Source organism: Bradyrhizobium centrolobii, assembly GCF_001641635.1.
Classification (GTDB): domain Bacteria; phylum Pseudomonadota; class Alphaproteobacteria; order Rhizobiales; family Xanthobacteraceae; genus Bradyrhizobium; species Bradyrhizobium centrolobii.
Genome location: NZ_LUUB01000064.1, coordinates 20,789 through 45,745 on the forward strand (window position 1 = coordinate 20,789; position 24,957 = coordinate 45,745).

Below are 24,957 nucleotides of genomic sequence, written 5' to 3' on the forward strand. Positions count from 1 at the left end.
CCTGATCGCATAGAATCGGTGCGATAGCGGTTCGCCGCTCTTTCCCTGATTTCTCTGCGGTCATGCCGGCCGTCAGCATCGGTTGGTTTCATGGCATCCAGGCCCCTCTCGCCCGACAAACAGAAGCTCGCTGCGGAAGAGGCAGCCGAGCTCGAGGAAAAGCTCGCATCCGGCACCAAGCCGGACCTGGACGACGAGGACAACGAAGGCGAGGACGACGAGCTGGAGCTCGACGACGACGAGGATGAGGACCTCGTCGTCTTCACCGCGCGCGAGGCCGCAGGCGCACTCGCAACTCTCTGGGGCTTCGTCAAACCCGATCTCTCCAATTACAAGCGCATCGTGGCCTTCGTGTCGTTCGGCGTCGTCGTCGAGACGCTGTTCAACGTCATCATGCCGCTCAGCCTGAAGTTCCTGATCGACGATGCGCTCGGCGAAGAGGATTTCCAGGCGCTCTACAAGATCCTCGGCGTGCTCGCGGTGGCCGGCATCTTCACCTCGATCGTCGCGGTCTGGTACGAGCGCTGGGATGCGCGGCTTGCGGCCTGCATCATCTCCGACGTCCGCAAGCGGCTGTTCGAGCACGTCCAGGACCTGCCGGCGGCGTATTTCGGCCGCATCAAGCGCGGCGAGATCCTGTCGCGCTTCTCCGTCGACCTCTCGGCCTTCGAGAACTCGGTCAAGACCTTCTCCAACAGCGCGGCGCTGCCATTCCTGGAATTGATCGCCGGCATCATCCTGATGCTGTTCCTGAACTGGCAGCTCGCGGTCGTGGCGCTGCTGGTATTTCCGATCACGCTGATCGGGCCGCGCATTCTCACCCCGAAGGCGGTGCAGGCGAATTACGAGCAGAAGGTCAACGAATCCGCGCTGCTCGGCATGCTGCAGGAGAACGTGGCGGCGCAGGCGGTGATCAAGGCGTTCAGCCTGCAGCGCAAGATGTTCGGCTTCTTCAGTTTCCGCAACGACGAGACGCGCCACAGGATCGCCTCAGCCGCGTTCCTGTCGACCATGGTGGAGCGGACGGTCACGATCTCGGTGCTGCTGCTGCATCTCGTCGTGCTCGCGATCGGCGCGTATCTGGCGACCAAGGGCCAGATCACCATCGGCACGTTCGTCACCTTCGAGAGCGCGTTCTGGGAGGTATCCTACAACATCGCGCACGTGATGCATTTCATCCCGGTCTCGATCTCGTCGGCCGCCGCGGTGCGCCACATCCAGGAGCTGCTCGACGAACCGACGCGCGGCGCCGACCGCCCGGGCGCGCCCGACCTGCCGCGCATCACCCACGACATCACCTTCGACCGGGTCACCTTCCAATACGAGGGCAGCCAGACGCCGGTCGTGGACAATCTCAGCCTCAAGCTCAACGTCGGCAAGAGCATCGCCATCGTCGGCCCCAGCGGCTCCGGCAAGAGCACGCTGCTCAACCTGATCCTCCGGCTGTACGTCCCGGACGAGGGGCGGGTCACCATCGACGGCGTCGACGTCCGCAAGGTGACGCTGGATTCGCTGCGCCGTAGCATGGCGGTCGTGTTCCAGGAGAACATGCTGTTCAACATGTCGATCCGCGAGAACATCCGGCTCGGCAAGGAGGGCGCGACCGACGAGGAGGTGGAGGAGGCCGCCAAGAAGGCCGAGATCCATCGCTACATCATGGGCCTGCCGCAGCGATACGACACGCTGGTCGGTGAGCGCGGCGATACCCTGTCAGGCGGCCAGCGTCAGCGCATCGCGATCGCGCGCGCGATCATCCGCAATCCATCCGTGCTGCTGCTCGACGAGGCAACCTCGGCGCTCGACCAGACCACGGAGGCCGCGATCAATCGCACGCTGCTGAAGGTCGCCAAGGGCCGCACCATGATCTGGTCGACCCACCGCCTGACTTCGGTGGTGGAGATGGACGAGATCATCGTGATTTCAGGGGGCAGGGCGATCGAGCGCGGCTCGCATGCCGAACTGCTCGCCAAGAACGGCACCTATCGCAGGCTGTGGGACGACCAGATGCACCAGCCCCATGTCGCTGTCGCTCACGCCGACGACGACAGCGACGATGACGAGGATGAGGACGATCTCGACGAGGATGATGAGGACGACGAGGAGGAGTGACCGAGGAAGTTCGGCTCCTCCGGGCGCGTTGCCACCGATACCGCCTTGGCGCAGATGCGTTCGACCTGCTCCGGGATCTCGTCGCGAACCGCGTTGACCCGGGAATCGTAGCGGATGTTGAACTGCCGACTCGGCGCCTTGTCGAGGAGATGGCCGAAGCACGCGACCCGGTTCTCGCCGGAAAAGGTCGCCCGGCGCAGCACCGATTCCCCGATTCCCGTCCGCGAGAAGCGCCTGACCTGCTCGGAGCCGCTGATTTTTCGATCCGGAAATCGGCCGGATAGCTGTCATGCGGATCGACCAGCACCACCGGAAATCCCGGCGCGGCCGAGCATCGCGGCGGCGGTCGAGCCGGAAAGTCCACCGCCAATAATGGCAACGTCGGTGTGCCGCATGGCGCTTATCTCTGCGGAAGTCGGCAGATTGACGCATCAACAGGAAAAAAAGCCCTAGCGAAGGTTATAAAAGTATATATCACCCGGATATAAATTGCTTTTGGCCTAGCGGAACGGGCGCTGCGTTCCCATATCGGGAAGGCGCGGTGAGGGCGGCAAACAAGCGATTTCTACAGGCGAGAGAAGCGTTTTCTGACTGTCGTTTCGCCTTGACTTGACCGATTCTCACTTATAGAAAGCGCCTCACTTAACGACAGGCGGTGAGCATCGCCAACGTCGGAACGGGCCACCCGTTTGATCCCCAGGGATCGCGAAAGCGGGCACCAACCTCGACGAATGCCGCTCAAACGCTGTCGATTATAGCTAGGCAATGCCAGGACGATTTTAGTTCTCTTGAGCGCGTCCTCTCGAGAACGAATTCGGATGCATGATCTCGGTGCGCGGACCGCGGCTTTTGGCTGGTCGGTTCAAAAACTGCGGTCCTCTGTGGCGTCGAAGCGCTTTCCGCTCGTTGATAGAGCGGTTGGCGCAATTTCGCTTTGCGTGGATTATTCTGCGCGGGGTGGCCTCGTCGGGCGGGTAGCTCGAAACGAATTTGCGGACCCGGCGACGGGCCGCGGCAAGACAGCGGGACCGCAAGGGACCGCGGCAGAAAAAGGGTGAAGGCCAGGATGCCGACGATCAACCAGCTGATCGCACAACCGCGTGAAGTGCAGAAGTCGCGCAAGAAGGTGCCGGCGCTGCAGCAGTCGCCGCAAAAGCGCGGCGTTTGCACGCGCGTCTACACCACGACCCCGAAGAAGCCGAACTCGGCGCTTCGTAAGGTTGCCAAGGTGCGCCTGACCAACGGCTTCGAGGTGATCGGCTACATCCCCGGTGAGGGCCATAACCTCCAGGAGCACTCGGTGGTCATGATCCGCGGCGGCCGCGTCAAGGACTTGCCCGGTGTGCGCTACCACATCCTCCGCGGCGTTCTGGATACCCAGGGCGTCAAGAACCGTAAGCAGCGCCGTTCGAAGTACGGCGCCAAGCGTCCGAAGTAAGCGGGAACCACGTCCATGTCTCGTCGCCACTCAGCGGAAAAGCGCGAAGTTCTGCCGGATCCGAAGTTCGGGAACATCGTGATCACGAAGTTCATGAACTCGGTGATGTATGCCGGCAAGAAGTCGGTCGCCGAAGGCATCGTCTACGGTGCGCTCGGCATCATCGAAACCAAGACCAAGCAGAACCCTCTCGGCGTGTTCGAGCAGGCGCTCGAGAACGTCATGCCGACGATCGAGGTGCGCTCCCGCCGCGTCGGCGGCGCGACCTACCAGGTTCCGGTCGAGGTTCGCTCGACCCGCCGGCAGGCCCTGGGCATCCGCTGGCTGATCGCGGCTGCGCGTGAGCGCAATGAGAAGACGATGACCGAGCGGCTCTCGGCGGAGCTCTTGGATGCATCGAATAACCGGGGGAACGCCGTCAAGAAGCGCGAAGACGTGCACCGCATGGCGGAAGCCAATCGCGCCTTCTCGCACTATCGCTGGTAACGGCGACACGTAACGGACTCGCAAGGAACACCCCATGCCCCGCCAACATGCCATCGAAGACTACCGCAACTTCGGTATCATGGCGCACATCGACGCCGGCAAGACCACGACGACCGAGCGCATCCTCTATTACACCGGCAAGAGCCACAAGATCGGCGAAGTGCACGAGGGTGCCGCGACGATGGACTGGATGGAGCAGGAGCAGGAGCGTGGCATCACGATCACCTCGGCTGCGACCACCGCCTTCTGGGCCGGCAAGCGCCTGAACATCATCGACACTCCCGGCCACGTCGACTTCACCATCGAAGTCGAGCGTTCGCTGCGCGTGCTCGACGGCGCCGTGTGCGTGCTCGACTCCAACCAGGGCGTCGAGCCACAGACCGAGACGGTCTGGCGCCAGGGCGACAAGTACAAGGTTCCGCGCATCGTCTTCGCCAACAAGATGGACAAGATCGGTGCGGACTTCTTCAAGTGTCTGTCCGACATCGTTGACCGTCTGGGCGCCAAGCCCGTCGCGATCCAGCTTCCGATCGGTGCCGAGAACAACTTCAAGGGTCTCGTCGACCTCGTGAAGATGAAGGGCGTCGTCTGGAACGATGAATCGCTCGGCGCGAAGTTCGACTATGTCGACATTCCGGAAGACCTCGTCGACCAGGCCAAGGAATACCGCGAGAAGATGGTGGAAGCCGCCGTCGAGCTCGACGACGATGCCATGGCCGCCTACCTCGACGGCAAGGAGCCGGATGAGGCGACGCTGAAGAGGCTGATCCGCAAGGCGGTGCTGACCGGCGCGTTCTATCCCGTGCTGTGCGGCTCGGCCTTCAAGAACAAGGGCGTGCAGCCGCTGCTCGACGCCGTCGTCGACTACCTGCCGTCGCCGCTCGACGTGCCGGCGATCAAGGGCACCGACGACAAGGGCAACGAAGTCGTGCGCAAGGCGGACGACAAGGAGCCGCTGGCGCTGCTCGCGTTCAAGATCATGGACGACCCGTTCGTCGGCACCATCACCTTCTGCCGCATCTATTCGGGCATTCTGGCGTCGGGCACCGGCGTCGTGAACTCGACCCGCGAGAAGAAGGAGCGGATCGGCCGCATGCTGCTGATGCATGCGAACAACCGCGAGGACATCAAGGAAGCCTATGCCGGCGACATCGTCGCGCTGGCCGGCCTGAAGGAAGCGCGCACCGGTGACACGCTGTGCGATCCCGACAAGCAGGTGATCCTGGAGAAGATGGAATTCCCCGAGCCGGTCATCGAGATCGCGATCGAGCCGAAGTCGAAGGCCGACCAGGAGAAGCTGGGCGTGGCGCTGGCCAAGCTCGCCGCGGAGGATCCGTCCTTCCGCGTGTCGACCGACCACGAGTCCGGCCAGACCATCCTGAAGGGCATGGGCGAGCTCCACCTCGACATCAAGGTCGACATCCTGAAGCGCACCTACAAGGTCGATGCCAACATCGGCGCGCCGCAGGTGGCCTTCCGTGAGCGCGTCACCAAGCGGGTGGAGCACAGCTACACCCACAAGAAGCAGACCGGCGGTACCGGCCAGTTCGCGGCGGTGTCGTTCATCGTCGAGCCGAACGAGCCCGGCAATGGCTACGAGTTCGAATCGAAGATCGTCGGTGGCGCGGTGCCGAAGGAATACATCCCCGGCGTCGAGAAGGGCCTGGAGAGCGTGCTGTCGTCCGGCGTGGTCGCGGGCTTCCCCGTGGTCGACGTCAAGGTCCAGCTGGTCGACGGCAAGTATCACGACGTCGACTCGTCGGCGCTGGCCTTCGAAATCGCCTCGCGCGCCTGCTTCCGCGAAGCGCTGCAGATGGGCAAGTCCGTCCTGCTCGAGCCGATCATGAAGGTCGAGGTGGTGACCCCGGAAGACTACACCGGTTCGGTCATCGGCGACCTGAATTCCCGGCGCGGTCAGATCCAGGGGCAAGACATGCGCGGCAACGCCAACGTCATCAACGCGATGGTGCCGCTCATGAACATGTTCGGTTACGTGAATAACCTGCGCTCGATGAGCCAGGGGCGCGCAACCTTCACCATGCAGTTCGATCACTACGCAGAAGCGCCGGCGAACGTGTCGGCAGAAGTCCAGAAGAAGTTTGCCTGATTGTCGTCGGTCTCAAGCTGACGATTGAACGGAGAGTCAAATGGCCAAAGCAAAGTTTGAACGTAACAAACCGCACTGCAACATCGGCACCATCGGTCACGTCGACCATGGCAAGACGTCGTTGACGGCGGCGATCACCAAGATCCTCGCCGAGACCGGCGGTGCAACGTTCACGGCGTACGACCAGATCGACAAGGCGCCGGAAGAGAAGGCGCGCGGCATCACCATCTCGACCGCGCACGTCGAGTACGAGACCAAAAACCGCCACTACGCCCACGTCGACTGCCCCGGCCACGCCGACTACGTCAAGAACATGATCACCGGCGCCGCCCAGATGGACGGTGCGATCCTGGTCGTGTCGGCCGCTGACGGCCCGATGCCGCAGACCCGCGAGCACATCCTGCTCGCCCGCCAGGTCGGCGTGCCCGCGCTCGTTGTGTTCCTCAACAAGTGCGACATGGTCGACGATCCGGAGCTGCTCGAGCTCGTCGAGCTCGAAGTCCGCGAGCTGCTCTCGAAGTACGACTTCCCGGGCGACAAGATCCCGATCATCAAGGGGTCGGCGCTCGCCGCCCTCGAAGACTCCGACAAGAAGCTCGGCCACGAGGCCATCCTCGAGCTGATGCGGAATGTCGACGAGTACATTCCGCAGCCGGAGCGTCCGGTCGACCAGCCGTTCCTGATGCCGGTTGAAGACGTGTTCTCGATCTCGGGCCGCGGCACCGTGGTGACCGGCCGTGTCGAGCGCGGCATCGTCAAGGTCGGCGACGAAATCGAGATCGTCGGTCTGCGTGCGACCCAGAAGACCACGGTCACCGGCGTCGAAATGTTCCGCAAGCTGCTCGATCAGGGCCAGGCCGGCGACAACATCGGTGCGCTGCTCCGCGGCACCAAGCGCGAGGAAGTCGAGCGCGGCCAGGTGCTCTGCAAGCCGGGTTCGGTCAAGCCGCACACCAAATTCAAGGCTGAGGCCTACATCCTCACCAAGGAAGAGGGCGGTCGCCACACCCCGTTCTTCACCAACTACCGTCCGCAGTTCTATTTCCGCACCACCGACGTGACCGGTGTCGTGCACCTGCCGGAAGGCACCGAGATGGTGATGCCGGGCGACAACATTGCGATGGAAGTGCACCTGATCGTGCCGATCGCGATGGAAGAGAAGCTCCGCTTCGCGATCCGCGAAGGCGGCCGTACCGTCGGCGCCGGCGTCGTCGCCTCGATCATCGAGTAATTACGAGACTAGAGATTGGCGAGTAGCGGATGGCAGCATTCGCTATTCGCTATTCGCCACTCTGTTTGAAGAAAGACCACGGCAATGAACGGCCAAAACATTCGCATCCGTCTCAAGGCGTTCGACCATCGTATCCTCGATACGTCGACCCGTGAGATCGTGAACACGGCGAAGCGCACCGGCGCGCAGGTTCGCGGACCCATTCCGCTGCCCACCCGCATCGAGAAGTTCACCGTCAACCGTTCGCCGCACGTCGACAAGAAGAGCCGCGAACAGTTCGAGATGCGCACTCACAAGCGCCTGCTCGACATCGTCGATCCGACCCCGCAGACCGTCGATGCTTTGATGAAGCTCGACCTGGCCGCCGGTGTCGACGTCGAGATCAAGCTCTAAGATTTTTGGATCCCGTTCGCGAAAGCGGACAGAAAGAACAGGAAGCAAGCCGATGCGCTCCGGAGTGATCGCACAAAAGGTCGGGATGACGCGGGTCTTCACGGAGACCGGCGAACATATCCCCGTGACCGTGCTGAAGCTCGGCAATTGCCAGGTCGTAGGCCACCGCACCGAAGAGAAGAACGGTTACGTCGCGCTCCAGCTCGGTTCTGGCAGCCGCAAGACCGTTTACATGCCCAAGGCTGAGCGCGGCCAGTTCGCGGTCGCCAAGGTCGAGCCGAAGCGACGGGTCGAGGAATTCCGCGTCTCCGCGGATGCCATGATCCCGGTCGGCGCCGAGATCCAGGCCGACCACTTCGTCGTCGGCCAGTTCGTCGACGTCACCGGCACCTCGGTCGGTAAGGGTTTCGCGGGCGGTATGAAGCGCTGGAACTTCGGCGGTCTACGCGCCACCCACGGCGTGTCGATCTCGCACCGCTCGATCGGTTCGACCGGCGGCCGTCAGGACCCCGGCAAGACCTGGAAGAACAAGAAGATGCCCGGCCACATGGGTGTCGACCGCATCACCACGCTCAACCTTCGCGTCGTCCAGACCGATGTCGAGCGCGGCCTGATCCTCGTCGAAGGCGCCGTTCCCGGCTCCAAGGGCGGCTGGATCCGCGTGCGCGACGCCGTCAAGAAGCCGCTGCCGAAGGACGCTCCGAAGCCCGGCAAGTTCAAGGTTGCGGGCGGCGAAGCCGAGGCTGCGGCCCAGCAGGAGGGTGCGTGAGATGGAACTGAAAGTCACGACCCTTGAGGGCAAGGAAGCCGGCTCGGTCCAGCTCTCCGACGCCATTTTCGGCCTCGAGCCGCGCGAGGACATCATCGCGCGCTGCGTGCAGTGGCAGCTCAACAAGCGCCAGGCCGGCACGCACAAGGCCAAGGGGCGCGCCGAGATCTGGCGCACCGGCAAGAAGATGTACAAGCAGAAGGGCACCGGCGGTGCCCGTCACGGCTCGGCCCGTGTGCCGCAGTTCCGTGGCGGCGGCCGTGCCTTCGGTCCGGTGGTGCGTTCGCACGCCACCGACCTGCCGAAGAAGGTCCGCGCGCTGGCGCTGAAGCATGCGCTCTCGGCCAAGGCCAAGGACGGCGATCTCGTCGTGATCGAGAAGGCCGCGCTTGAGACCGCCAAGACCAAGGCGCTGCTCGGTCACTTCTCGGGCCTGGGGCTCACCAACGCGCTGATCATCGACGGTGCCGAGCTCAACGACGGTTTTGCCGCGGCGGCCCGCAACATCCCGAACATGGACGTGCTGCCGATCCAGGGCATCAACGTCTACGACATCCTGCGCCGTCAGAAGCTCGTTCTGACCAAGGCCGCCATCGATGCGCTGGAGGCGCGCTTCAAATGACGAAGAACATCGAGCCTCGCCACTACGACGTGATCCTGTCGCCGGTCGTGACCGAAAAGGCGACGATCGCCTCGGAGCACAACAAGGTCCTGTTCAAGGTGGCCGCGAAAGCGACCAAGCCGCAGATCAAGGAAGCGATCGAGAAGCTGTTCGACGTCAAGGTCAAGAGCGTCAACACGCTGGTCCGCAAGGGCAAGGTCAAGGCCTTCCGTGGCAATCTCGGCTCGCAGTCGAACACCAAGCGCGCGATCGTGACCCTCGAAGAGGGCCACCGGATCGACGTCACCACCGGTCTGTAAGGTCGTACGACGATGGCACTGAAGACATTCAATCCCACGACGCCGGGCCAGCGCCAGCTGGTCATGGTCGATCGTTCGGCCCTCTACAAGGGCAAGCCGGTCAAGACGCTCACCGAGGGCAAGCTGTCCAAGGGTGGTCGCAACAACACCGGTCGCATCACCGTGCGCTTCCGCGGCGGCGGTCACAAGAAGACGCTGCGCAACGTCGACTTCAAGCGCGAGAAGGTGGACGTTCCCGCCACCGTCGAGCGCCTCGAGTACGATCCGAACCGCACCGGCTTCATCGCGCTGATCAAGTACGAGGACGGCGAGCAGGCCTACATCCTGGCGCCGCAGCGCCTGGCCGTGGGTGACACCATCGTCGCCGGCAACTATGTCGACGTGAAGCCGGGCAACGTCATGCCGCTCGGCAACATGCCGGTCGGCACGATCATCCACAACATCGAGACCAAGATCGGGAAGGGTGGTCAGCTCGCCCGTTCCGCGGGCACCTACGCCCAGCTCGTCGGTCGCGACCAGGACTACGTGATCATCCGCCTGAACTCGGGCGAGCAGCGCCTGGTGCACGGCCGTTGCCGCGGCACGATCGGCGCGGTGTCGAACCCGGATCACATGAACACCTCGATCGGCAAGGCCGGCCGCAAGCGTTGGATGGGCCGTCGCCCGCACAACCGCGGTGTCGCGATGAACCCGATCGACCATCCGCACGGCGGTGGTGAAGGTCGTACCTCGGGCGGTCGCCACCCGGTCACTCCGTGGGGCAAGCCGACCAAGGGCAAGAAGACCCGCACCAACAAGTCGACCAACAAATTCATTCTCCTAAGCCGCCACAAGCGGAAGAAGTAAGGAACGCCGGACATGGTTCGTTCAGTCTGGAAAGGCCCGTTCGTCGAGGGTTCTCTGCTCAAGAAGGCAGATGCCGCGCGCGCGTCCGGCCGTCACGACGTCATCAAGATCTGGAGCCGTCGCTCGACGATCCTGCCGCAGTTCGTCGGCCTGACCTTCGGCGTCTACAACGGCCAGAAGCACGTGCCGGTGGCGGTCAACGAGGAAATGGTCGGTCACAAGTTCGGCGAGTTTTCGCCGACCCGGACCTTCCATGGCCACTCCGGCGACAAGAAAGCCAAGAAGGCTTGAGGATTAAACGATGAGCAAACCTAAGCGCGAACGGAGCCTCGCCGACAACGAGGCCAAGGCGGTCGCCCGGATGCTGCGGGTGAGCCCGCAGAAGCTCAATCTGGTCGCCCAGCTCATTCGCGGCCGGAAGGCGTCTGCCGCGCTCGCCGACCTGCAGTTTTCGCGCAAGCGGATCGCGGTCGACGTGAAGAAGTGCCTGGAATCGGCTATCGCCAACGCCGAGAACAACCACGACCTCGACGTTGACGATCTCGTCGTGGCGCAGGCCTTCGTCGGCAACGGCCTCGTGATGAAGCGCTTTGCCGCCCGCGGCCGTGGCCGCTCGGGCCGTGTCTACAAACCATTTTCGCAGCTGACGATCATCGTTCGTCAGGTCGAAGCCGAAGCGGCCGCCTAAGGGACGCAGGAGAATACGATGGGTCAAAAGATCAATCCGATCGGTCTGCGTCTCGGCATCAACCGGACCTGGGATTCCCGCTGGTTCGCCGGCAAGCAGGAATACGGCAAGCTGCTGCACGAGGACGTCAAGATCCGCGAGATCCTGCACAAGGAGCTCAAGCAGGCGGCCGTCGCCCGCATCGTGATCGAGCGTCCGCACAAGAAGTGCCGCGTCACCATCCACTCGGCGCGTCCGGGCGTGGTGATCGGCAAGAAGGGCGCCGACATCGACAAGCTGCGCAAGAAGGTGGCGGACATCACCTCGTCGGACGTCGTCATCAACATCGTCGAGATCCGCAAGCCGGAGCTCGATGCGACGCTGGTGGCCGAGTCGATCGCGCAGCAGCTCGAGCGCCGCGTGGCGTTCCGCCGCGCCATGAAGCGCGCCGTGCAGTCGGCGATGCGTCTCGGCGCGGAGGGCATCCGCATCAACTGCTCGGGCCGTCTGGGCGGTGCGGAAATCGCGCGCATGGAGTGGTACCGCGAAGGTCGCGTGCCGCTGCACACGCTGCGCGCAGATATCGACTACGGCGTTGCGACCGCGTTCACGACCTTCGGCACCTGCGGCGTCAAGGTCTGGATCTTCAAGGGTGAGATCCTCGAGCATGATCCGATGGCCCAGGACAAGAGAATGGCCGAAGGCGAGGGCAGTGGCGGCGGTGAGCGCCGGCAGCGTCGCGACGCGGCTGCGGCCTGAGCTGCACAGAGAATTTGAGGGCTTAAAGCCATGATGCAACCTAAGAAAACGAAGTTCCGGAAGGCGCATAAGGGCCGCATCCACGGCGTTGCGTCTTCGGGCGCGACGTTGGCGTTCGGCCAGTTCGGCCTGAAGGCGACCGAGCCTGAGCGCGTCACCGCGCGCCAGATCGAGGCTGCCCGCCGCGCGCTGACCCGCCACATGAAGCGCGCCGGCCGCGTCTGGATCCGCGTGTTCCCCGACGTTCCGGTGTCGAAGAAGCCGGCCGAAGTCCGCATGGGCTCCGGCAAGGGTTCGCCGGAATTGTGGGTCGTGCGCGTGAAGCCGGGCCGGGTGCTGTTCGAGATCGACGGCGTCAACACCCAGACGGCGCGTGAGGCGCTGACCCTGGCGGCCGCCAAGCTGCCGATCAAGACGCGCTTCGTCGAGCGCATTGCGGAGTAATGGCCATGGCCCAGATGAAGATCGAAGACATCCGCGCGATGAGCCCCGACCAGCAGGATGACGCCATCCTGAACCTGAAGAAGGAGCGCTTCAACCTGCGCTTCCAGCGCGCCACCGGGCAGCTCGAGAACACCTCGCGCCTGCGCGAGGCTCGCCGCGACATCGCCCGGATCAAGACCGTCGCCGCGCAGCAGCGCGCGAAGAAGAAGTAAGAGGCTTACGAAGATGCCGAAACGTACTTTGCAGGGCGTGGTCGTCAGCGACAAGCAGGCCAAGACCATCGTGGTGCGCGTCGATCGCCGCTTCACGCACCCGATCTACAAGAAGACGATCCGCCGTTCGAAGAACTATCACGCGCACGACGAGAGCAACCAGTTCAAGCCGGGCGACGTGGTGTGGATCGAGGAATCGAAGCCGATTTCGAAGTTGAAGCGCTGGGTCGTGATCCGGGGCGAACACAAGAAAAGCGCCTGAGCTGCCGGCATTTAGCCGACTGACTTCAGGGAAATGTTGAGCGCTGGCCAGGCTGGCGCAAAAGAGAAAGAGGACGAGGTGCATCAATGATTCAGATGCAGACCAACCTCGACGTGGCCGACAATTCTGGCGCACGCCGTGTCATGTGTATCAAGGTGCTCGGAGGCTCCAAGCGCCGCTACGCCACCATCGGCGACATCATCGTCGTGTCGATCAAGGAAGCGATTCCGCGTGGCAAGGTGAAGAAGGGCGACGTGATGAAGGCCGTCGTGGTGCGTGTCCGCAAGGACATCCGCCGCCCCGACGGTTCGGTCATCCGTTTCGACCGCAACGCCGCCGTCCTGATCAACAACCAGGCCGAGCCGGTCGGCACCCGTATCTTCGGGCCCGTGCCGCGCGAGCTGCGCGCCAAGAACCACATGAAGATCATTTCGCTCGCGCCGGAGGTGCTGTGATGGCTGCGAAGATCCGCAAGGGCGACAAGGTCGTCGTGCTGACCGGTCGCGACAAGGGCCGCACCGGCGAGGTGTTCGAGGTGCGCCCCGAGGCCGGCACGGCGCTTGTGCGCGGCATCAACATGGTCAAGCGTCACCAGAAGCAGACGCAGGCCCAGGAGGGCGGCATCATCTCGAAAGAGGCGCCGATCCAACTGTCCAACATCGCGTATCTCGGCAAGGACGGAAAGCCGACGCGCATCGGATTCAAGATTCTGGCGGACGGCAAGAAGGTCCGCGTCGCCAAGAGCTCGGGAGCTGAGATCGATGGCTGACACAGCTTACGTGCCGCGCCTGCGCGCGGAATATGACGCGAAGATCCGCGTCGCGATGACCGAGAAGTTCGGTTACGAGAACGTCATGCAGGTTCCGCGGCTGGACAAGGTCGTGCTGAACATGGGCGTTGGCGATTCCGTCAACGACCGCAAGAAGGCCGAGAACGCCGCCGCCGAATTGACCCAGATCGCCGGCCAGAAGGCGATCGTGACCTATTCGCGCATCGCGATCGCGACCTTCAAGCTGCGTGAGAACCAGCCGATCGGCTGCAAGGTCACGCTGCGCAAGGCCCGCATGTACGAGTTCATCGATCGCCTGGTGACGGTCGCGCTGCCGCGCGTCCGCGACTTCCGCGGCCTGAACCCGAAGAGCTTCGACGGCCGCGGCAACTATTCGCTCGGCATCAAGGAGCACATCATTTTCCCCGAGATCGACTTCGACAAGGTCACGGAATCCCGCGGTATGGACATCACCGTCTGCACCACGGCCAGGACCGACGAAGAGGCGAGGGCCTTGTTGACCGCTTTCAATTTCCCGTTCCGGCAGTGAGACGCTGACCTAAAGCCTCTCAAACGCGGATACCCAGGAGCCAAGCATGGCAAAGAAGAGTTCAGTCGAGAAGAACAACCGGCGCAAGCGGATGGTGAAGAACGCCGCCGCCAAGCGCGAGCGGTTGAAGGCGATCATCGCCGACAAGAAGCTCCCGATGGAGGAGCGATTCGCTGCGACGTTGAAGCTTGCGGAGATGCCGCGCAACTCGTCGGCGACCCGCATCCGCATGCGTTGCGAGCTGTCGGGCCGTCCGCGCTCGAACTATCGCAAGAACAAGCTGTCCCGTATCGCGCTGCGTGAACTTGGCTCCAAGGGCATGGTCCCGGGCCTCGTGAAGTCGAGCTGGTAAGGAGGGTCGTTTAGATGTCTACGCACGATCCAATCAGCGATCTGATCACCCGCATCCGCAACGCACAGATGCGCTCCAAGACCAAGGTCTCCACGCCTGGCTCGAAGATGCGCGAGAACGTGCTCGAGGTGCTGAAGACCGAGGGCTACATCCGCGGTTACGCCACGGTCGAGCATTCCTCGGGCCGCAGCGAGATCGAGATCGAGCTGAAGTATTTCGACGGCGAGCCCGTCATCCGCGAGATCGAGCGGGTCTCCAAGCCCGGGCGTCGTGTCTACGCCTCGGTGAAGGCTCTGCCGCGGGTCAACAACGGGCTCGGCATTTCGGTGTTGTCGACGCCGAAGGGGATCATGGCCGACCACAGCGCGCGCGACGCGAATGTGGGCGGTGAAGTCCTCTTCACGGTGTTCTGAGAAGGATTTTTGATCCATGTCACGTGTTGGCAAAAAGCCTGTGACGGTGCCGTCGGGCGTTACCGCGACCGTCGACGGGCAGACCGTCAAGATGAAGGGGCCGAAGGGCCAGCTTCAGTTCATCGTCCATGACGACGTCGAGGTGAAGCTCGAGAGCGGCCAGGTCAAGGTCAAGCCGCGGCTCGACACCAACCGCGCGCGGGCGCTGTACGGCACCGCACGCGCCCAGGTCGCGAACCTCGTCGAAGGCGTCACCAAGGGTTTCGAGAAGAAGCTCGAAATCACCGGCGTCGGTTACCGCGCCGCGATGCAGGGCAAGAACCTGCAACTCGCGCTCGGCTACAGCCACGACGTGATCTATCCGATCCCGGAAGGGATCACGATCACCGTGCCGAAGCCGACCGAGATCACGGTGGCGGGCAGCGACATCCAGCGCGTCGGCCAGGTCGCGGCCGAAATCCGTGCCTATCGCCCGCCGGAGCCCTACAAGGGCAAGGGCGTGAAGTATGTTGGCGAATTCATCTTCCGCAAGGAAGGCAAGAAGAAGTAACGGAGCCGGTCATGTCGAAAGCCAAGGTTACGAATGCCCGGCGCAAGCGGAGTGTGCGGTTGAAGCTGCGCCGCTCCGGTGGCGGCCGTCCGCGCCTGTCGGTGTTCCGCTCGTCCAAGCACATCTACGCCCAGGTCATCGACGACCTGAAGGGCGAGACGCTGGCGTCTGCCTCTTCGCTCGAGAAGTCGATGCGCGACGGCGGCAAGACCGGCGCCGACATCGATGCGGCGAAGGCGGTCGGCAAGCTGCTGGCCCAGCGCGCCGCGCAGAAGGGCGTCAAGGAAGTCGTGTTCGATCGCGGCAGCTATCTCTATCACGGGCGCGTCAAGGCCCTTGCCGACGCGGCGCGTGAGAGCGGGCTGAGCTTCTAACAGAATTTGAGGATTGAGGCGTAAGCCTCTGAAGGATTGGAAAAACCATGGCAGCTGAACGCGAACACCGCGGCGGACGCGAACGGAGCAGGGAGCGCGAGGAGCGCGACAGCGAGTTCGTCGACAAGCTCGTCCACATCAACCGCGTCGCCAAGGTCGTCAAGGGCGGCAAGCGCTTCGGTTTCGCAGCGCTGGTCGTGATCGGCGACCAGAAGGGCCGTGCGGGCTTCGGTCACGGCAAGGCGCGCGAAGTGCCTGAGGCGATCCGGAAAGCGACCGAAGCCGCCAAGCGCAACCTGACCCGCGTCTCGCTGCGCGAGGGCCGCACGCTCCATCACGACATCGCCGGCCGTCACGGCGCGGGCCGTGTCTACCTGCGTGCCGCTCCGGCCGGTACCGGCATCATCGCCGGCGGTCCGATGCGCGCCGTGTTCGAGACGCTCGGCGTCCAGGACGTGGTGGCGAAGTCGATCGGCTCGTCGAACCCGTACAACATGGTGCGCGCGACCTTCGACGCGCTGAAGCACCAGGATTCGCCGCGTTCGGTCGCAGCCCGCCGCAACATCAAGGTATCCACCCTTCAGGCCCGTCGCATCGGCGGCGATGCCGAGGCGGCTGCCGACTAACGGAAGCTTTTCGGAGTAGACTCCCATGGCCAAGGCCGCAAAGACGATCAAGCTCGAGCAGACCGGCAGCGCGATCCGCCGCCATCACTCGCAGCGTTCGACGCTGATCGGGCTCAAGCTCAACAAGATCGGCCGCGTCAGCGAACTGCCGGACACCCCGGCGGTCCGTGGCATGATCGAGAAGGTTCACCATCTCGTCCGCATCGTCGACGAGAAGTAAGACAAGGAGAAGGGCGATGAAGCTCAGCGATATCGCCGACAACGCCGGCTCGCGCAAGAAGCGCATGCGCGTCGGCCGCGGCATCGGTTCGGGCAAGGGCAAGCAGTCCGGCCGCGGCGGCAAGGGCCAGACCGCGCGTTCGGGCGTCCGCATCAAGGGTTTCGAAGGCGGCCAGATGCCGATGCATCGCCGTCTGCCGAAGCGCGGCTTCAACAACATCTTCCGCGTCGAGTTCGTCGAGATCAATCTCGACCGGCTCCAGGAAGCGGTCGATGCCAAGAAGATCGACGCTGGCAGCGTCGTGAACGTCGAGGCGCTGGTGAAGGCCGGCGTGCTGCGCCGCGCCAAGGCCGGCCTGCGGCTACTCGGCCGCGGCGAACTCAAGGCCAAGCTCAACATCGAAGTGCATGGCGCCTCGAAGTCCGCGATCGCGGCGGTCGAGAAGGCCGGCGGCTCGGTGAAGATCCTCGCGCCCGCCAAGGAAGAAGGCGAGGCGGCGTAACAACTGCGTCATTGGCCCGCGGCTCGCGGGCCTTTACGCATGCGGGATGTTGGACTTATCGAAGCCGAGCACCAGATAATGTCCGGCGTCCGCCCAGTAGCCCGGCCGCGGGCATGACGGCGCAAAAGGCGGCGGGAGAAAGTCCAAGATGGTCTCAGCAGCGGAACAACTGGCAGCCAATCTCAATTTCGGCGCGTTTGCCAAGGCCGACGAACTGAAGAAGCGCATCTGGTTCACCCTGGGTGCGATGCTCGTTTATCGGCTGGGTACCTACATCCCGCTGCCCGGCATCGATCCCAACATCTGGGAGCAGGTGTTCCGCTCGCAGGCGGGCGGCATCCTCGGCATGTTCAACATGTTTGCCGGCGGCGGCATCCACCGCATGGCGATCTTCGCGCTGAACATCATGCCGTACATCTCGGCCTCGATCATCATCCAGCTCCTCACCACCGTCTCGCCGCAGCTCGAGGCGCTGAAGAAGGAAGGCGAGGCGGGCCGCAAGACGCTAAACCAGTACACGCGCTATCTCACCGTGATCCTGGCAGCGTTCCAGTCCTACGGTATCGCGGTGGGCCTCGAGGGCGCCGGCAATGTCGTCAGCGACCCCGGCATGTTCTTCCGCCTCTCCACCGCCATCACGCTGACCGGCGGCACCATGTTCCTGATGTGGCTGGGCGAGCAGGTCACCTCGCGCGGCATCGGCAACGGTATCTCGCTGATCATCCTCTCCGGCATCGTCGCCGAGCTGCCCTCGGCGCTCGCCAACATGCTGGAACTCGGCCGCCAGGGCGCGATGTCGACCGGCCTGATCCTGGTCGTGATCGTGATGGCGGTCGCCGTGATCGCCTTCATCGTGTTCATGGAGCGCGCCCAGCGCCGCCTGCTCATCCAGTATCCGAAGCGCCAGGTCGGCAACAAGATGTTCGAGGGCCAGTCCTCGCATCTGCCGCTCAAGCTCAACACCTCGGGCGTGATCCCGCCGATCTTCGCATCCTCGCTCTTGCTGCTGCCGACGACGGTTGCGAACTTCAACGCCGGCAGGGGACCGGAGTGGTTCCAGTGGATCACCACCCAGCTCGGCCACGGCCGTCCGCTGTTCCTGATCCTGTATCTGGCGCTGATCGTGTTCTTCGCCTTCTTCTACACCGCGATCGTGTTCAACCCGACCGAGACCGCGGACAATCTGAAGAAGCACGGCGGCTTCATTCCGGGCATTCGTCCGGGCGAGCGCACCGCGGAATACATCGATTACGTGCTGTCACGCATCACCGTGATCGGTGCGATCTATCTCGCGATCGTCTGCTTGATCCCGGAGATCCTGATCTCCTACGCCTCGGTGCCGTTCTATTTCGGCGGTACATCGCTGCTGATCGTGGTCAGCGTCACCATGGACACCGTGGCGCAGGTGCAGGGCTATCTGCTGGCCCATCAGTATGAGGGGCTGATCCGGAAATCGAAGCTGCGGGGTCGCCGTCGCTGAGAGTGAGGCGCGGCGGCCGATCAGGGTGCCGGCTGATGTCACCGATTCGCTGCGCACGCAGATGCGCAGCGTCTTTCAGGCGCGCTGCCGACCGCTCGATTGCATCGGCAGAGCTGTTCTCACCGCCACGCTATCCCTGATTTCACAGGCTTTCTTGGCCTCCGGGCGCCAGCTCCCCTATGATATGGGTAGCGGTGCGGCGCTGATTATGGTTTGCACGGTTTCTTGATCTTCAAACACAGGTGCGCGACGTATCGCTCACCAATCCGGGGGGCGTACGCCGATGAGAATTATACTTCTGGGACCGCCGGGGTCGGGCAAGGGGACCCAGGCGCAGCTGCTCGTGCAGCGCTACGGCATCGTCCAGCTCTCGACCGGGGAAATGCTTCGCGCTGCGGTTGCGGCAGGAACGCCGGTCGGGCTGAAGGCCAAGGAGATCATGGGCAATGGCGGTCTGGTGCCGGACGACGTCGTGGTCGGAATCATCTCCGACCGGATCGACCTGCCGGACGCCAAGAACGGCTTCATCCTCGATGGCTTCCCGCGCACCGTGCCGCAGGCCGAAGCGCTGGATGAGCTCCTCAAGCACAAGCACCTCAAGCTCGACGCGGTCATTGAGCTGCGGGTCAACGAGAGTGCGCTGCTCCAGCGCGTGGAGACTCGCGTGGCTCAGATGCGGGAGCGCGGCGAGGAGGTCCGGGTCGACGACACGCCGGAGGTCCTGACCAAGCGGCTCGCCAGCTACCGGAGTCTGACGGAACCGCTGATTCACTACTATTCCGAGCGGCGGAAGCTCTCGACCATCGACGGCATGATGACCATCGAGGAGGTCACCCGCGCGATCCACCGCCTCCTGCTGGCGCTGGGGGCGGTCGAGCCCAAGACGCACGCCAAAACCACTGCCAGGAGCGCCGCCAAGAGGGGAACCAAAAAGGCTGCCAAGACCGTCAAAAAGCCGGCGAAAACGGCCAAAAAGGCTGCCAAAGCCCCCAAAAAGGCTGCCAAAGGGGCCAAGAAGAGCGCGAAGACGGCCGTGAAGAAGACCGCCAAGAAGGCTGTCGAAAAGGCCGCCAAAAAGGCCCCGAAGAAGAGCCCAAAAAAGGTCACGAAAAAGCGAGCTAAACGCTAGCAGCGGTTGACGAAAGCCCCCTGAATCCCTTAATAAGCCCCGCATCCAAGTCGGATAGTTTCAGACGATGCCGGGCCCCAGGAAGACCGGGGGTGGGCGTCGTGTTCGCGTTTGTGAACACCTGCCCGAGAAAGCAAGCACTTAAAGCCCGATTCCTGACGAGGGATCGGCAACAGGAGAGAAGGCCGTGGCCCGTATTGCCGGCGTAAACATTCCCACCAACAAGCGCGTGCTGATCGCGCTGCAGTACATCCATGGCATCGGCCCCAAGATCGCCGGTGACATCATGGAGAAGGTGAAGATTCCCGAGGATCGTCGCGTCAATCAGCTCAGCGACGCCGAAGTGCTCCAGATCCGCGAAGTGATCGACCGCGACTATCTCGTCGAGGGCGACCTGCGTCGTGAGGTCGGCATCAACATCAAGCGTCTGATGGACCTCGGCTGCTATCGCGGCCTGCGTCATCGTCGCGGTCTGCCGGTGCGCGGTCAGCGTACTCACACCAATGCGCGTACGCGCAAGGGCCCGGCCAAGGCCATCGCCGGCAAGAAGAAGTAAGTTTTCGAATTCAGTCGCGGCACGTGGCGAAGAGGGGCTCTCCCGTTCGCCATGCGCCTTTCGTTCCACAGGTGTAGCCGCTGGCATTACGGCGGCGTTTGAGATCTTCAGGAAAGGGACTCAATGGGCAAGGAAGCCACCCGCGTTCGCCGTCGTGAGCGCAAGAACATCGCCTCCGGCGTCGCGCACGTGAACTCGTCGTTCAACAACACGACCATTACCATCACCGACGCGCAGGGCAACACGATTGCCTGGTCGTCCGCGGGCACCATGGGTTTCAAGGGATCGCGCAAGTCGACCCCGTATGCAGCGCAGGTCGCTGCGGAGGACGTTTCCAAGAAGGCGCAGGAGCACGGCATGCGCACGCTGGAAGTCGAAGTCGCCGGTCCCGGTTCGGGCCGCGAGTCGGCGCTCCGCGCATTGCAGGCCGCGGGCTTCACCGTCACCTCGATCCGCGACGTGACCACGATCCCGCACAATGGTTGCCGGCCGCGCAAGCGTCGCCGCGTTTGATACGAGGTTGCGGGCGCATTGTCGCCCGCAATGACATTTTGCGAAGCCGCGGGAATGATCTGCGGCCTTTCTCCAACGCCAGTATTTTGAACTGTCAAATTGACTGGCCTGTATGGGTGAAACAGTGACGATCCAGAAAAATTGGCAAGAACTGATTCGGCCGAACAAGCTCCAGGTCACGCCTGGCGGCGACCCGGCCCGTTTTGCGACCATCGTCGCCGAACCGCTCGAGCGCGGCTTCGGCCAGACGCTCGGCAATGCGCTCCGCCGCATCCTGCTGTCCTCGCTCCAGGGCGCGGCCGTGCAGTCGGTGCACATCGACGGCGTGCTGCACGAGTTCTCCTCGATCGCTGGCGTCCGTGAGGACGTTACCGACATCGTGCTCAACATCAAGGACATCTCGATCAAGATGCAGGGCGAAGGCCCCAAGCGCATGGTCGTGAAGAAGCAGGGCCCGGGCGTCGTCACCGCCGGCGACATCCAGACCGTCGGCGACGTCACCGTGCTCAATCCGGATCTCCAGATCTGCACGCTCGACGAGGGCGCCGAGATCCGCATGGAGTTCACGGTCTCGACCGGCAAGGGCTACGTGCCCGCCGAGCGCAACCGTCCCGAGGACGCGCCGATCGGCCTGATCCCGGTCGACAGCCTGTACTCGCCGGTCCGCAAGGTCTCCTACAAGGTCGAGAACACTCGCGAGGGCCAGATCCTCGACTACGACAAGCTGACCATGACGATCGAGACCAACGGCGCGATCTCGCCGGATGACTCGGTGGCCTATGCCGCGCGGATCCTCCAGGATCAGCTCAACGTGTTCGTCAACTTCGAAGAGCCGCGCAAGGAAGTCGCTCAGGAGATCATCCCGGACCTCGCCTTCAACCCGGCTTTCCTCAAGAAGGTGGACGAGCTCGAGCTGTCGGTGCGTTCGGCAAACTGCTTGAAGAACGACAACATCGTCTACATTGGCGACCTCGTGCAGAAGAGCGAAGCGGAAATGCTCCGTACCCCGAACTTCGGCCGCAAGTCGCTGAACGAGATCAAGGAAGTGCTGGCCCAGATGGGTCTGCACCTCGGCATGGAAGTGCCGGGCTGGCCGCCGGAGAACATCGACGAGCTCGCCAAGCGCTTCGAGGATCACTACTAAGAATTCGTCGTTCCGGGGCGGTGCGTCAGCATCGAACCCGGAACCTCGAGATTCCGGATCGTCGCTTCGCGCCGTCCGGAATGACTGACTTGGGCGAACGCAGGCAGCCCACCTGAGCAACATGTCCGACGAACCGTCGCGGCAGTTTTAACGTAAGGAATAGTCACATGCGTCACGGCAAGGTTCATCGGAAGCTCAACCGCACGGCCGAGCACCGCCGCGCGATGTTCGCCAACATGGCGGCCTCGCTGATCAAGCACGAGCAGATCGTCACCACGCTGCCCAAGGCCAAGGAGCTTCGCCCGATCGTCGAGAAGCTCGTCACCCTCGGCAAGAAGGGTGGCCTCTCGCTGCGCCGCCAGGCGATCGCCGAGCTGCGCGACGTCGACATGGTCAAGAAGCTCTTCGACACGCTAGCGACCCGCTACAAGGACCGCCAGGGCGGCTACACCCGCATCATCAAGGCAGGCTTCCGCTACGGCGACAACGCCGCGATGGCCGTGATCGAGTTCGTCGATCGCGACGTCGATGCCAAGGGCCAGGACTCCGGTCCGGTGCAGGAGAAGGAAGCCGAGGCGGCGTGAGCCGGACGGCATGAAGTCTTCAGAAAGCGGCGCCTTTGGGCGCCGCTTTTTTGTTGGCGGTTGTCGAGCCTTTCGCGACGCTCAAGGTGTCGTCCTGGCTTTCGCCACGACGACGATGTGAGGGGCGTTCTGCTCACGCGTCAGTGAGTGCGGATTGCGGCTGCTTGTGCAGCGACCGATATCTCCATCGACATCAATGGAGATATCGCATGAAGATCGACCTTTCCGGCAAGACTGCTCTCGTGACCGGCTCGACCGCCGGCATCGGCCTGGCCATTGCCAAGGGGCTTGCTGCCTCCGGCGCGAACGCCGTGATCAACGGGCGCGGCCAGGACAAGGTCGATGCGGCCGTCCGCAAGCTCGAAGGGACAGGCGCCAAGGTGCGCGGCATCGCCGCCGACGTCTCGACGGCCTCGGGCTGCAAGGCGCTGGTCACGGCACTGCCCGAGGTCGACATCCTCATCAACAATGCCGGCATCTTCGAGCCGAAGGATTTTTTCGAGATCCCCGACGAGGACTGGAGCCGCTTCTTCGAGGTCAACGTGATGAGCGGCGTGCGGCTGTCGCGCGCCTATCTGAAGGGCATGCTCAAGCGCAACTGGGGCCGCATCGTCTTCATCTCCTCGGAGTCCGGTCTCAACATTCCCGTCGAGATGATCCATTACGGCATGACCAAGACAGCCCAGCTCTCGATTGCGCGCGGGCTTGCGCTGCTCACCCGCGGTACCGGCGTCACCATCAATTCCGTGCTGCCCGGCCCGACCATGACCGAGGGCGTCGAGACTTTCGTGAAGGATCTCGCGAAGCAGAACGGCCAGTCGGTCGATGAGGCCGCTGCCAACTTCGTCAAGCAGCATCGCCCGAGCTCGCTGCTGCAACGCTTTGCCAGCGTCGACGAGATCGCCAACATGGTGGTCTATGTCGCCTCGAAGGAGGCCTCCGCCACCAACGGCGCGGCGCTGCGGGCCGAGGGCGGCATCGTCAACACGATTGCCTAGCGATGAGCTCGTAGCTCGTAGAGCCTGTGAAGCTATTGGATCTGCGGAGATTGGCCGGCAGGGAAATGGCGAGTTGAGTTGATCCGAGGGCTGTGACGAGGCGGACTGTGGGTGCCACTATGGTTTGGCGAGATGGTGGCCCTGCAGGATGTTGTTGGTGAGCGCGTACCAGAGGACGACGGCGCGGACCTTTTCGATACCGCGGACGGTCAATTGCCGCAGGTCCCAGTTGCGCCAGCGGGCATGTATGCATTCGCAGATCGTACGGGCTCGGTACTGAGCTTTGCCGTCTTCGCTGGCCATGCGAGCACGCCAGGCCAACACGCCCGGACCGTCGCCATGCCGGGGCAAATAAGGATCGACACCGCTCCTGGACTGCGTTGGTGGACAGTAGATGTCGATGCCTTCGCTATGCGCCCACTCGATATCCTCGGCGCTGCAGAAACCGCCATCGACGAGGTGGCGGCGGGGAAAGCGGCCCAGCAGTGATCGCGTTCGTTCCAGCATCGGCCGCATCAGGCCGCGATCCGATCCATTGTTGTCGACGTCGACCGTGACCACGATCAGCTCGCCCGCCGCGCTGGCCACCTGCACGTTGTAGGCTGGACGAAAGCCGGCATCCGCCATCTTCATCACCCGCGCCTGCGGGTCGGTGGTGGAGGCCCGCGCCTCCTTCGGCTTTTTGCCATTGCCGCCCTTCTCGTCGAGCTGCTTTCGCTTGCGCTTGATCTCGGCCAGCGCCGCTTGCGCCGCCTGCACCCGCTCGCTGCGTTCGCGCGCCGCGCGCTCCCTCGCGGCCCGAATGCGCCGATTGCTGGCTTCCGGATCCGCATCGACCTCGCGCTTGAGCTCCTCCACCACAGCCTGGGCCTGCGCCATCTGCCGATCCAGCGTCGCCTCCCGCCGGAACGATCCGGTCCCCGCATTGGCCCGTATCCGCACCCCGTCCTGGGTCAACTTCTCCAGATCGACCAGCCCCGCCTTGCTCAGCGCCGCCAGATGCTCGCTCAGCAGGCGGTCGAGCAGGTCGGCACAGCCGACCCGGAAGTCCGACAGCGTGTGATAGTTCATCGACACTCCGCCACATAGCCAGCGATAGACGTCATGGCTCTCGCAGAGGCGGTCCAGCGCACGCGCGCTGCCCACGCCATCGCTCGTGGCGTAAAGCCAAAGCGCCAGCAGCAGTCGTGGCGATGGCGGCGGATGACCGGGCGTATTCTCCCGCGCCTTGACCCGATCCTCAAGCTCGCTCAGGTCCAGCCCCTCAACATAGGCCCAGATCACGCGCGCCGGATGCTCTTGCCCGATCAGGCTCTCGATATCCACGGCACGCAGTTCGATCTGGTCACGCATCGGCTCGCGCAGCCGCGGCGCTCCAACCGGCTCTGCACCTGCTCGCGGCTTCGCCTGTTCCGGCAGCTCTCCAAATAGCTCTTCGTCAGCCATCATCCCCTCCGCCGAATCAAGGCACACAGAGAATCACGACGGCCTTGATCTCCGCTACATCCGCCCAGCCGAAATGAAAGATTCACAGCCTCGTAGGGTGGGTTAGC

At 63.5% G+C, this 24,957-nt stretch carries 34 protein-coding genes and 1 pseudogene; 33 read left to right on the forward strand and 2 right to left on the reverse strand.

Going from position 1 to position 24,957, the window contains the following annotated elements:
* Positions 1–90: 90 nt before the first annotated feature.
* Positions 91–2,109 carry an ABC transporter ATP-binding protein gene (locus tag AYJ54_RS21040; protein WP_063701816.1) on the forward strand — a complete coding sequence of 673 codons (2,019 nt, stop codon included), beginning with the start codon at positions 91–93 and terminating at the stop codon, positions 2,107–2,109.
* Between the two features lie 17 nt (positions 2,110–2,126).
* Here the strand turns inward: AYJ54_RS21040 and AYJ54_RS47475 are convergent.
* Positions 2,127–2,504 (reverse strand): annotated as a pseudogene (locus AYJ54_RS47475) (FAD-dependent oxidoreductase); the annotation flags it as partial.
* 671 nt (positions 2,505–3,175) lie between these two features.
* On the opposite strand from AYJ54_RS47475, the gene rpsL reads away from it, so the two are divergent.
* The 32 genes from rpsL (at position 3,176) to AYJ54_RS21200 (ending at position 23,404) form a co-directional block, all read left to right on the forward strand.
* On the forward strand, positions 3,176–3,547 hold the full coding sequence (rpsL, locus tag AYJ54_RS21045; RefSeq protein WP_007603006.1) for a 30S ribosomal protein S12: 372 nt from the start codon (positions 3,176–3,178) through the stop codon (positions 3,545–3,547).
* A 15-nt stretch (positions 3,548–3,562) separates the two neighbouring features.
* A complete protein-coding gene (gene rpsG / locus AYJ54_RS21050; protein WP_063701818.1) occupies positions 3,563–4,033 on the forward strand; it encodes a 30S ribosomal protein S7 in 471 nt (156 codons plus the stop codon).
* Positions 4,034–4,067: 34 nt separating this feature from the next.
* Entirely contained in the window at positions 4,068–6,140 is a 2,073-nt protein-coding gene (gene fusA / locus AYJ54_RS21055; protein WP_063701819.1) for an elongation factor G, read from the forward strand.
* A 40-nt stretch (positions 6,141–6,180) separates the two neighbouring features.
* Positions 6,181–7,371: an elongation factor Tu gene (tuf, locus tag AYJ54_RS21060; RefSeq protein ID WP_063701821.1), complete on the forward strand. Its 1,191-nt coding sequence runs from the start codon at positions 6,181–6,183 to the stop codon at positions 7,369–7,371.
* A gap of 84 nt (positions 7,372–7,455) precedes the next feature.
* Entirely contained in the window at positions 7,456–7,764 is a 309-nt protein-coding gene (rpsJ, locus tag AYJ54_RS21065) for a 30S ribosomal protein S10 (protein ID WP_002712302.1), read from the forward strand.
* A gap of 52 nt (positions 7,765–7,816) precedes the next feature.
* On the forward strand, positions 7,817–8,533 hold the full coding sequence (gene rplC / locus AYJ54_RS21070) for a 50S ribosomal protein L3 (protein WP_063701823.1): 717 nt from the start codon (positions 7,817–7,819) through the stop codon (positions 8,531–8,533).
* A gap of 1 nt (position 8,534) precedes the next feature.
* The gene (gene rplD / locus AYJ54_RS21075) at positions 8,535–9,155 is read left to right on the forward strand and encodes a 50S ribosomal protein L4 (RefSeq protein ID WP_063701849.1); all 621 of its coding nucleotides are present in this window, start codon (positions 8,535–8,537) and stop codon (positions 9,153–9,155) included.
* Positions 9,152–9,454, forward strand: coding sequence for a 50S ribosomal protein L23 (locus AYJ54_RS21080; protein ID WP_018647244.1), 303 nt, complete (start codon positions 9,152–9,154; stop codon positions 9,452–9,454). Before rplD ends, AYJ54_RS21080 begins: the two co-directional genes overlap by 4 nt.
* A gap of 12 nt (positions 9,455–9,466) precedes the next feature.
* On the forward strand, positions 9,467–10,300 hold the full coding sequence (gene rplB, locus AYJ54_RS21085; RefSeq protein ID WP_063701825.1) for a 50S ribosomal protein L2: 834 nt from the start codon (positions 9,467–9,469) through the stop codon (positions 10,298–10,300).
* Positions 10,301–10,312: 12 nt separating this feature from the next.
* On the forward strand, positions 10,313–10,591 hold the full coding sequence (gene rpsS / locus AYJ54_RS21090) for a 30S ribosomal protein S19 (protein ID WP_008136357.1): 279 nt from the start codon (positions 10,313–10,315) through the stop codon (positions 10,589–10,591).
* 10 nt (positions 10,592–10,601) lie between these two features.
* Positions 10,602–10,988: a 50S ribosomal protein L22 gene (gene rplV, locus AYJ54_RS21095; RefSeq protein ID WP_008549264.1), complete on the forward strand. Its 387-nt coding sequence runs from the start codon at positions 10,602–10,604 to the stop codon at positions 10,986–10,988.
* 18 nt (positions 10,989–11,006) lie between these two features.
* Positions 11,007–11,726 (forward strand): 30S ribosomal protein S3, encoded by a 720-nt coding sequence (gene rpsC / locus AYJ54_RS21100; protein ID WP_063701827.1) that lies wholly within the window; start codon positions 11,007–11,009, stop codon positions 11,724–11,726.
* A gap of 30 nt (positions 11,727–11,756) precedes the next feature.
* Positions 11,757–12,170, forward strand: a complete 414-nt coding sequence (rplP, locus tag AYJ54_RS21105; RefSeq protein ID WP_027554156.1) for a 50S ribosomal protein L16 — start codon at positions 11,757–11,759, stop codon at positions 12,168–12,170.
* A 5-nt stretch (positions 12,171–12,175) separates the two neighbouring features.
* On the forward strand, positions 12,176–12,382 hold the full coding sequence (rpmC, locus tag AYJ54_RS21110) for a 50S ribosomal protein L29 (protein WP_063701850.1): 207 nt from the start codon (positions 12,176–12,178) through the stop codon (positions 12,380–12,382).
* A gap of 13 nt (positions 12,383–12,395) precedes the next feature.
* On the forward strand, positions 12,396–12,644 hold the full coding sequence (gene rpsQ / locus AYJ54_RS21115) for a 30S ribosomal protein S17 (protein WP_008549247.1): 249 nt from the start codon (positions 12,396–12,398) through the stop codon (positions 12,642–12,644).
* An 86-nt stretch (positions 12,645–12,730) separates the two neighbouring features.
* The gene (gene rplN / locus AYJ54_RS21120) at positions 12,731–13,099 is read left to right on the forward strand and encodes a 50S ribosomal protein L14 (RefSeq protein ID WP_027520955.1); all 369 of its coding nucleotides are present in this window, start codon (positions 12,731–12,733) and stop codon (positions 13,097–13,099) included.
* Positions 13,099–13,413 carry a 50S ribosomal protein L24 gene (gene rplX, locus AYJ54_RS21125; RefSeq protein ID WP_063701828.1) on the forward strand — a complete coding sequence of 105 codons (315 nt, stop codon included), beginning with the start codon at positions 13,099–13,101 and terminating at the stop codon, positions 13,411–13,413. The genes rplN and rplX overlap by 1 nt, the downstream gene beginning before the upstream one ends.
* On the forward strand, positions 13,406–13,963 hold the full coding sequence (gene rplE, locus AYJ54_RS21130; protein WP_063701830.1) for a 50S ribosomal protein L5: 558 nt from the start codon (positions 13,406–13,408) through the stop codon (positions 13,961–13,963). The genes rplX and rplE overlap by 8 nt, the downstream gene beginning before the upstream one ends.
* A 46-nt stretch (positions 13,964–14,009) precedes the next feature.
* Positions 14,010–14,315, forward strand: a complete 306-nt coding sequence (gene rpsN, locus AYJ54_RS21135; RefSeq protein WP_063701832.1) for a 30S ribosomal protein S14 — start codon at positions 14,010–14,012, stop codon at positions 14,313–14,315.
* A gap of 14 nt (positions 14,316–14,329) precedes the next feature.
* Positions 14,330–14,728, forward strand: a complete 399-nt coding sequence (gene rpsH, locus AYJ54_RS21140) for a 30S ribosomal protein S8 (protein WP_063701834.1) — start codon at positions 14,330–14,332, stop codon at positions 14,726–14,728.
* A gap of 16 nt (positions 14,729–14,744) precedes the next feature.
* Entirely contained in the window at positions 14,745–15,278 is a 534-nt protein-coding gene (gene rplF, locus AYJ54_RS21145) for a 50S ribosomal protein L6 (protein ID WP_063701836.1), read from the forward strand.
* 11 nt (positions 15,279–15,289) lie between these two features.
* Positions 15,290–15,652 carry a 50S ribosomal protein L18 gene (gene rplR, locus AYJ54_RS21150; protein ID WP_063701838.1) on the forward strand — a complete coding sequence of 121 codons (363 nt, stop codon included), beginning with the start codon at positions 15,290–15,292 and terminating at the stop codon, positions 15,650–15,652.
* A gap of 47 nt (positions 15,653–15,699) precedes the next feature.
* Entirely contained in the window at positions 15,700–16,278 is a 579-nt protein-coding gene (rpsE, locus tag AYJ54_RS21155) for a 30S ribosomal protein S5 (RefSeq protein WP_063701840.1), read from the forward strand.
* A gap of 25 nt (positions 16,279–16,303) precedes the next feature.
* Positions 16,304–16,498 carry a 50S ribosomal protein L30 gene (gene rpmD / locus AYJ54_RS21160; RefSeq protein WP_063682061.1) on the forward strand — a complete coding sequence of 65 codons (195 nt, stop codon included), beginning with the start codon at positions 16,304–16,306 and terminating at the stop codon, positions 16,496–16,498.
* Between the two features lie 16 nt (positions 16,499–16,514).
* Complete coding sequence (rplO, locus tag AYJ54_RS21165) at positions 16,515–17,000, forward strand: 50S ribosomal protein L15 (protein WP_063682060.1); 486 nt, start codon at positions 16,515–16,517, stop codon at positions 16,998–17,000.
* A 148-nt stretch (positions 17,001–17,148) separates the two neighbouring features.
* Complete coding sequence (gene secY / locus AYJ54_RS21170) at positions 17,149–18,480, forward strand: preprotein translocase subunit SecY (RefSeq protein WP_063701842.1); 1,332 nt, start codon at positions 17,149–17,151, stop codon at positions 18,478–18,480.
* 283 nt (positions 18,481–18,763) lie between these two features.
* Complete coding sequence (locus AYJ54_RS21175) at positions 18,764–19,609, forward strand: adenylate kinase (protein WP_063701844.1); 846 nt, start codon at positions 18,764–18,766, stop codon at positions 19,607–19,609.
* A 187-nt stretch (positions 19,610–19,796) separates the two neighbouring features.
* A complete protein-coding gene (gene rpsM / locus AYJ54_RS21180; RefSeq protein WP_027574068.1) occupies positions 19,797–20,165 on the forward strand; it encodes a 30S ribosomal protein S13 in 369 nt (122 codons plus the stop codon).
* A gap of 123 nt (positions 20,166–20,288) precedes the next feature.
* Positions 20,289–20,678 carry a 30S ribosomal protein S11 gene (gene rpsK / locus AYJ54_RS21185; protein ID WP_007603045.1) on the forward strand — a complete coding sequence of 130 codons (390 nt, stop codon included), beginning with the start codon at positions 20,289–20,291 and terminating at the stop codon, positions 20,676–20,678.
* A gap of 112 nt (positions 20,679–20,790) precedes the next feature.
* Positions 20,791–21,822: a DNA-directed RNA polymerase subunit alpha gene (locus AYJ54_RS21190; RefSeq protein WP_063701846.1), complete on the forward strand. Its 1,032-nt coding sequence runs from the start codon at positions 20,791–20,793 to the stop codon at positions 21,820–21,822.
* Between the two features lie 167 nt (positions 21,823–21,989).
* On the forward strand, positions 21,990–22,406 hold the full coding sequence (gene rplQ / locus AYJ54_RS21195) for a 50S ribosomal protein L17 (RefSeq protein ID WP_063682058.1): 417 nt from the start codon (positions 21,990–21,992) through the stop codon (positions 22,404–22,406).
* A gap of 209 nt (positions 22,407–22,615) precedes the next feature.
* Positions 22,616–23,404 carry an SDR family NAD(P)-dependent oxidoreductase gene (locus AYJ54_RS21200; RefSeq protein WP_063701847.1) on the forward strand — a complete coding sequence of 263 codons (789 nt, stop codon included), beginning with the start codon at positions 22,616–22,618 and terminating at the stop codon, positions 23,402–23,404.
* A gap of 117 nt (positions 23,405–23,521) precedes the next feature.
* Here AYJ54_RS21200 and AYJ54_RS21205 read toward each other — a convergent pair whose 3' ends face one another.
* Positions 23,522–24,853 (reverse strand): IS1182-like element ISBrsp8 family transposase, encoded by a 1,332-nt coding sequence (locus tag AYJ54_RS21205; RefSeq protein ID WP_076611642.1) that lies wholly within the window; start codon positions 24,851–24,853, stop codon positions 23,522–23,524.
* Positions 24,854–24,957 lie beyond the last annotated feature (104 nt).

Coding starts and splice junctions, on each gene's coding strand:
- AYJ54_RS21040 (WP_063701816.1), top strand. CDS start 91: ATGGCATCCAGGCCCCTCTCGCCCGACAAACAGAAGCTCGCTGCGGAA.
- rpsL (WP_007603006.1), top strand. CDS start 3,176: ATGCCGACGATCAACCAGCTGATCGCACAACCGCGTGAAGTGCAGAAG.
- rpsG (WP_063701818.1), top strand. CDS start 3,563: ATGTCTCGTCGCCACTCAGCGGAAAAGCGCGAAGTTCTGCCGGATCCG.
- fusA (WP_063701819.1), top strand. CDS start 4,068: ATGCCCCGCCAACATGCCATCGAAGACTACCGCAACTTCGGTATCATG.
- tuf (WP_063701821.1), top strand. CDS start 6,181: ATGGCCAAAGCAAAGTTTGAACGTAACAAACCGCACTGCAACATCGGC.
- rpsJ (WP_002712302.1), top strand. CDS start 7,456: ATGAACGGCCAAAACATTCGCATCCGTCTCAAGGCGTTCGACCATCGT.
- rplC (WP_063701823.1), top strand. CDS start 7,817: ATGCGCTCCGGAGTGATCGCACAAAAGGTCGGGATGACGCGGGTCTTC.
- rplD (WP_063701849.1), top strand. CDS start 8,535: ATGGAACTGAAAGTCACGACCCTTGAGGGCAAGGAAGCCGGCTCGGTC.
- AYJ54_RS21080 (WP_018647244.1), top strand. CDS start 9,152: ATGACGAAGAACATCGAGCCTCGCCACTACGACGTGATCCTGTCGCCG.
- rplB (WP_063701825.1), top strand. CDS start 9,467: ATGGCACTGAAGACATTCAATCCCACGACGCCGGGCCAGCGCCAGCTG.
- rpsS (WP_008136357.1), top strand. CDS start 10,313: ATGGTTCGTTCAGTCTGGAAAGGCCCGTTCGTCGAGGGTTCTCTGCTC.
- rplV (WP_008549264.1), top strand. CDS start 10,602: ATGAGCAAACCTAAGCGCGAACGGAGCCTCGCCGACAACGAGGCCAAG.
- rpsC (WP_063701827.1), top strand. CDS start 11,007: ATGGGTCAAAAGATCAATCCGATCGGTCTGCGTCTCGGCATCAACCGG.
- rplP (WP_027554156.1), top strand. CDS start 11,757: ATGATGCAACCTAAGAAAACGAAGTTCCGGAAGGCGCATAAGGGCCGC.
- rpmC (WP_063701850.1), top strand. CDS start 12,176: ATGGCCCAGATGAAGATCGAAGACATCCGCGCGATGAGCCCCGACCAG.
- rpsQ (WP_008549247.1), top strand. CDS start 12,396: ATGCCGAAACGTACTTTGCAGGGCGTGGTCGTCAGCGACAAGCAGGCC.
- rplN (WP_027520955.1), top strand. CDS start 12,731: ATGATTCAGATGCAGACCAACCTCGACGTGGCCGACAATTCTGGCGCA.
- rplX (WP_063701828.1), top strand. CDS start 13,099: ATGGCTGCGAAGATCCGCAAGGGCGACAAGGTCGTCGTGCTGACCGGT.
- rplE (WP_063701830.1), top strand. CDS start 13,406: ATGGCTGACACAGCTTACGTGCCGCGCCTGCGCGCGGAATATGACGCG.
- rpsN (WP_063701832.1), top strand. CDS start 14,010: ATGGCAAAGAAGAGTTCAGTCGAGAAGAACAACCGGCGCAAGCGGATG.
- rpsH (WP_063701834.1), top strand. CDS start 14,330: ATGTCTACGCACGATCCAATCAGCGATCTGATCACCCGCATCCGCAAC.
- rplF (WP_063701836.1), top strand. CDS start 14,745: ATGTCACGTGTTGGCAAAAAGCCTGTGACGGTGCCGTCGGGCGTTACC.
- rplR (WP_063701838.1), top strand. CDS start 15,290: ATGTCGAAAGCCAAGGTTACGAATGCCCGGCGCAAGCGGAGTGTGCGG.
- rpsE (WP_063701840.1), top strand. CDS start 15,700: ATGGCAGCTGAACGCGAACACCGCGGCGGACGCGAACGGAGCAGGGAG.
- rpmD (WP_063682061.1), top strand. CDS start 16,304: ATGGCCAAGGCCGCAAAGACGATCAAGCTCGAGCAGACCGGCAGCGCG.
- rplO (WP_063682060.1), top strand. CDS start 16,515: ATGAAGCTCAGCGATATCGCCGACAACGCCGGCTCGCGCAAGAAGCGC.
- secY (WP_063701842.1), top strand. CDS start 17,149: ATGGTCTCAGCAGCGGAACAACTGGCAGCCAATCTCAATTTCGGCGCG.
- AYJ54_RS21175 (WP_063701844.1), top strand. CDS start 18,764: ATGAGAATTATACTTCTGGGACCGCCGGGGTCGGGCAAGGGGACCCAG.
- rpsK (WP_007603045.1), top strand. CDS start 20,289: ATGGGCAAGGAAGCCACCCGCGTTCGCCGTCGTGAGCGCAAGAACATC.
- AYJ54_RS21190 (WP_063701846.1), top strand. CDS start 20,791: ATGGGTGAAACAGTGACGATCCAGAAAAATTGGCAAGAACTGATTCGG.
- rplQ (WP_063682058.1), top strand. CDS start 21,990: ATGCGTCACGGCAAGGTTCATCGGAAGCTCAACCGCACGGCCGAGCAC.
- AYJ54_RS21200 (WP_063701847.1), top strand. CDS start 22,616: ATGAAGATCGACCTTTCCGGCAAGACTGCTCTCGTGACCGGCTCGACC.
- AYJ54_RS21205 (WP_076611642.1), bottom strand. CDS start 24,853: ATGATGGCTGACGAAGAGCTATTTGGAGAGCTGCCGGAACAGGCGAAG.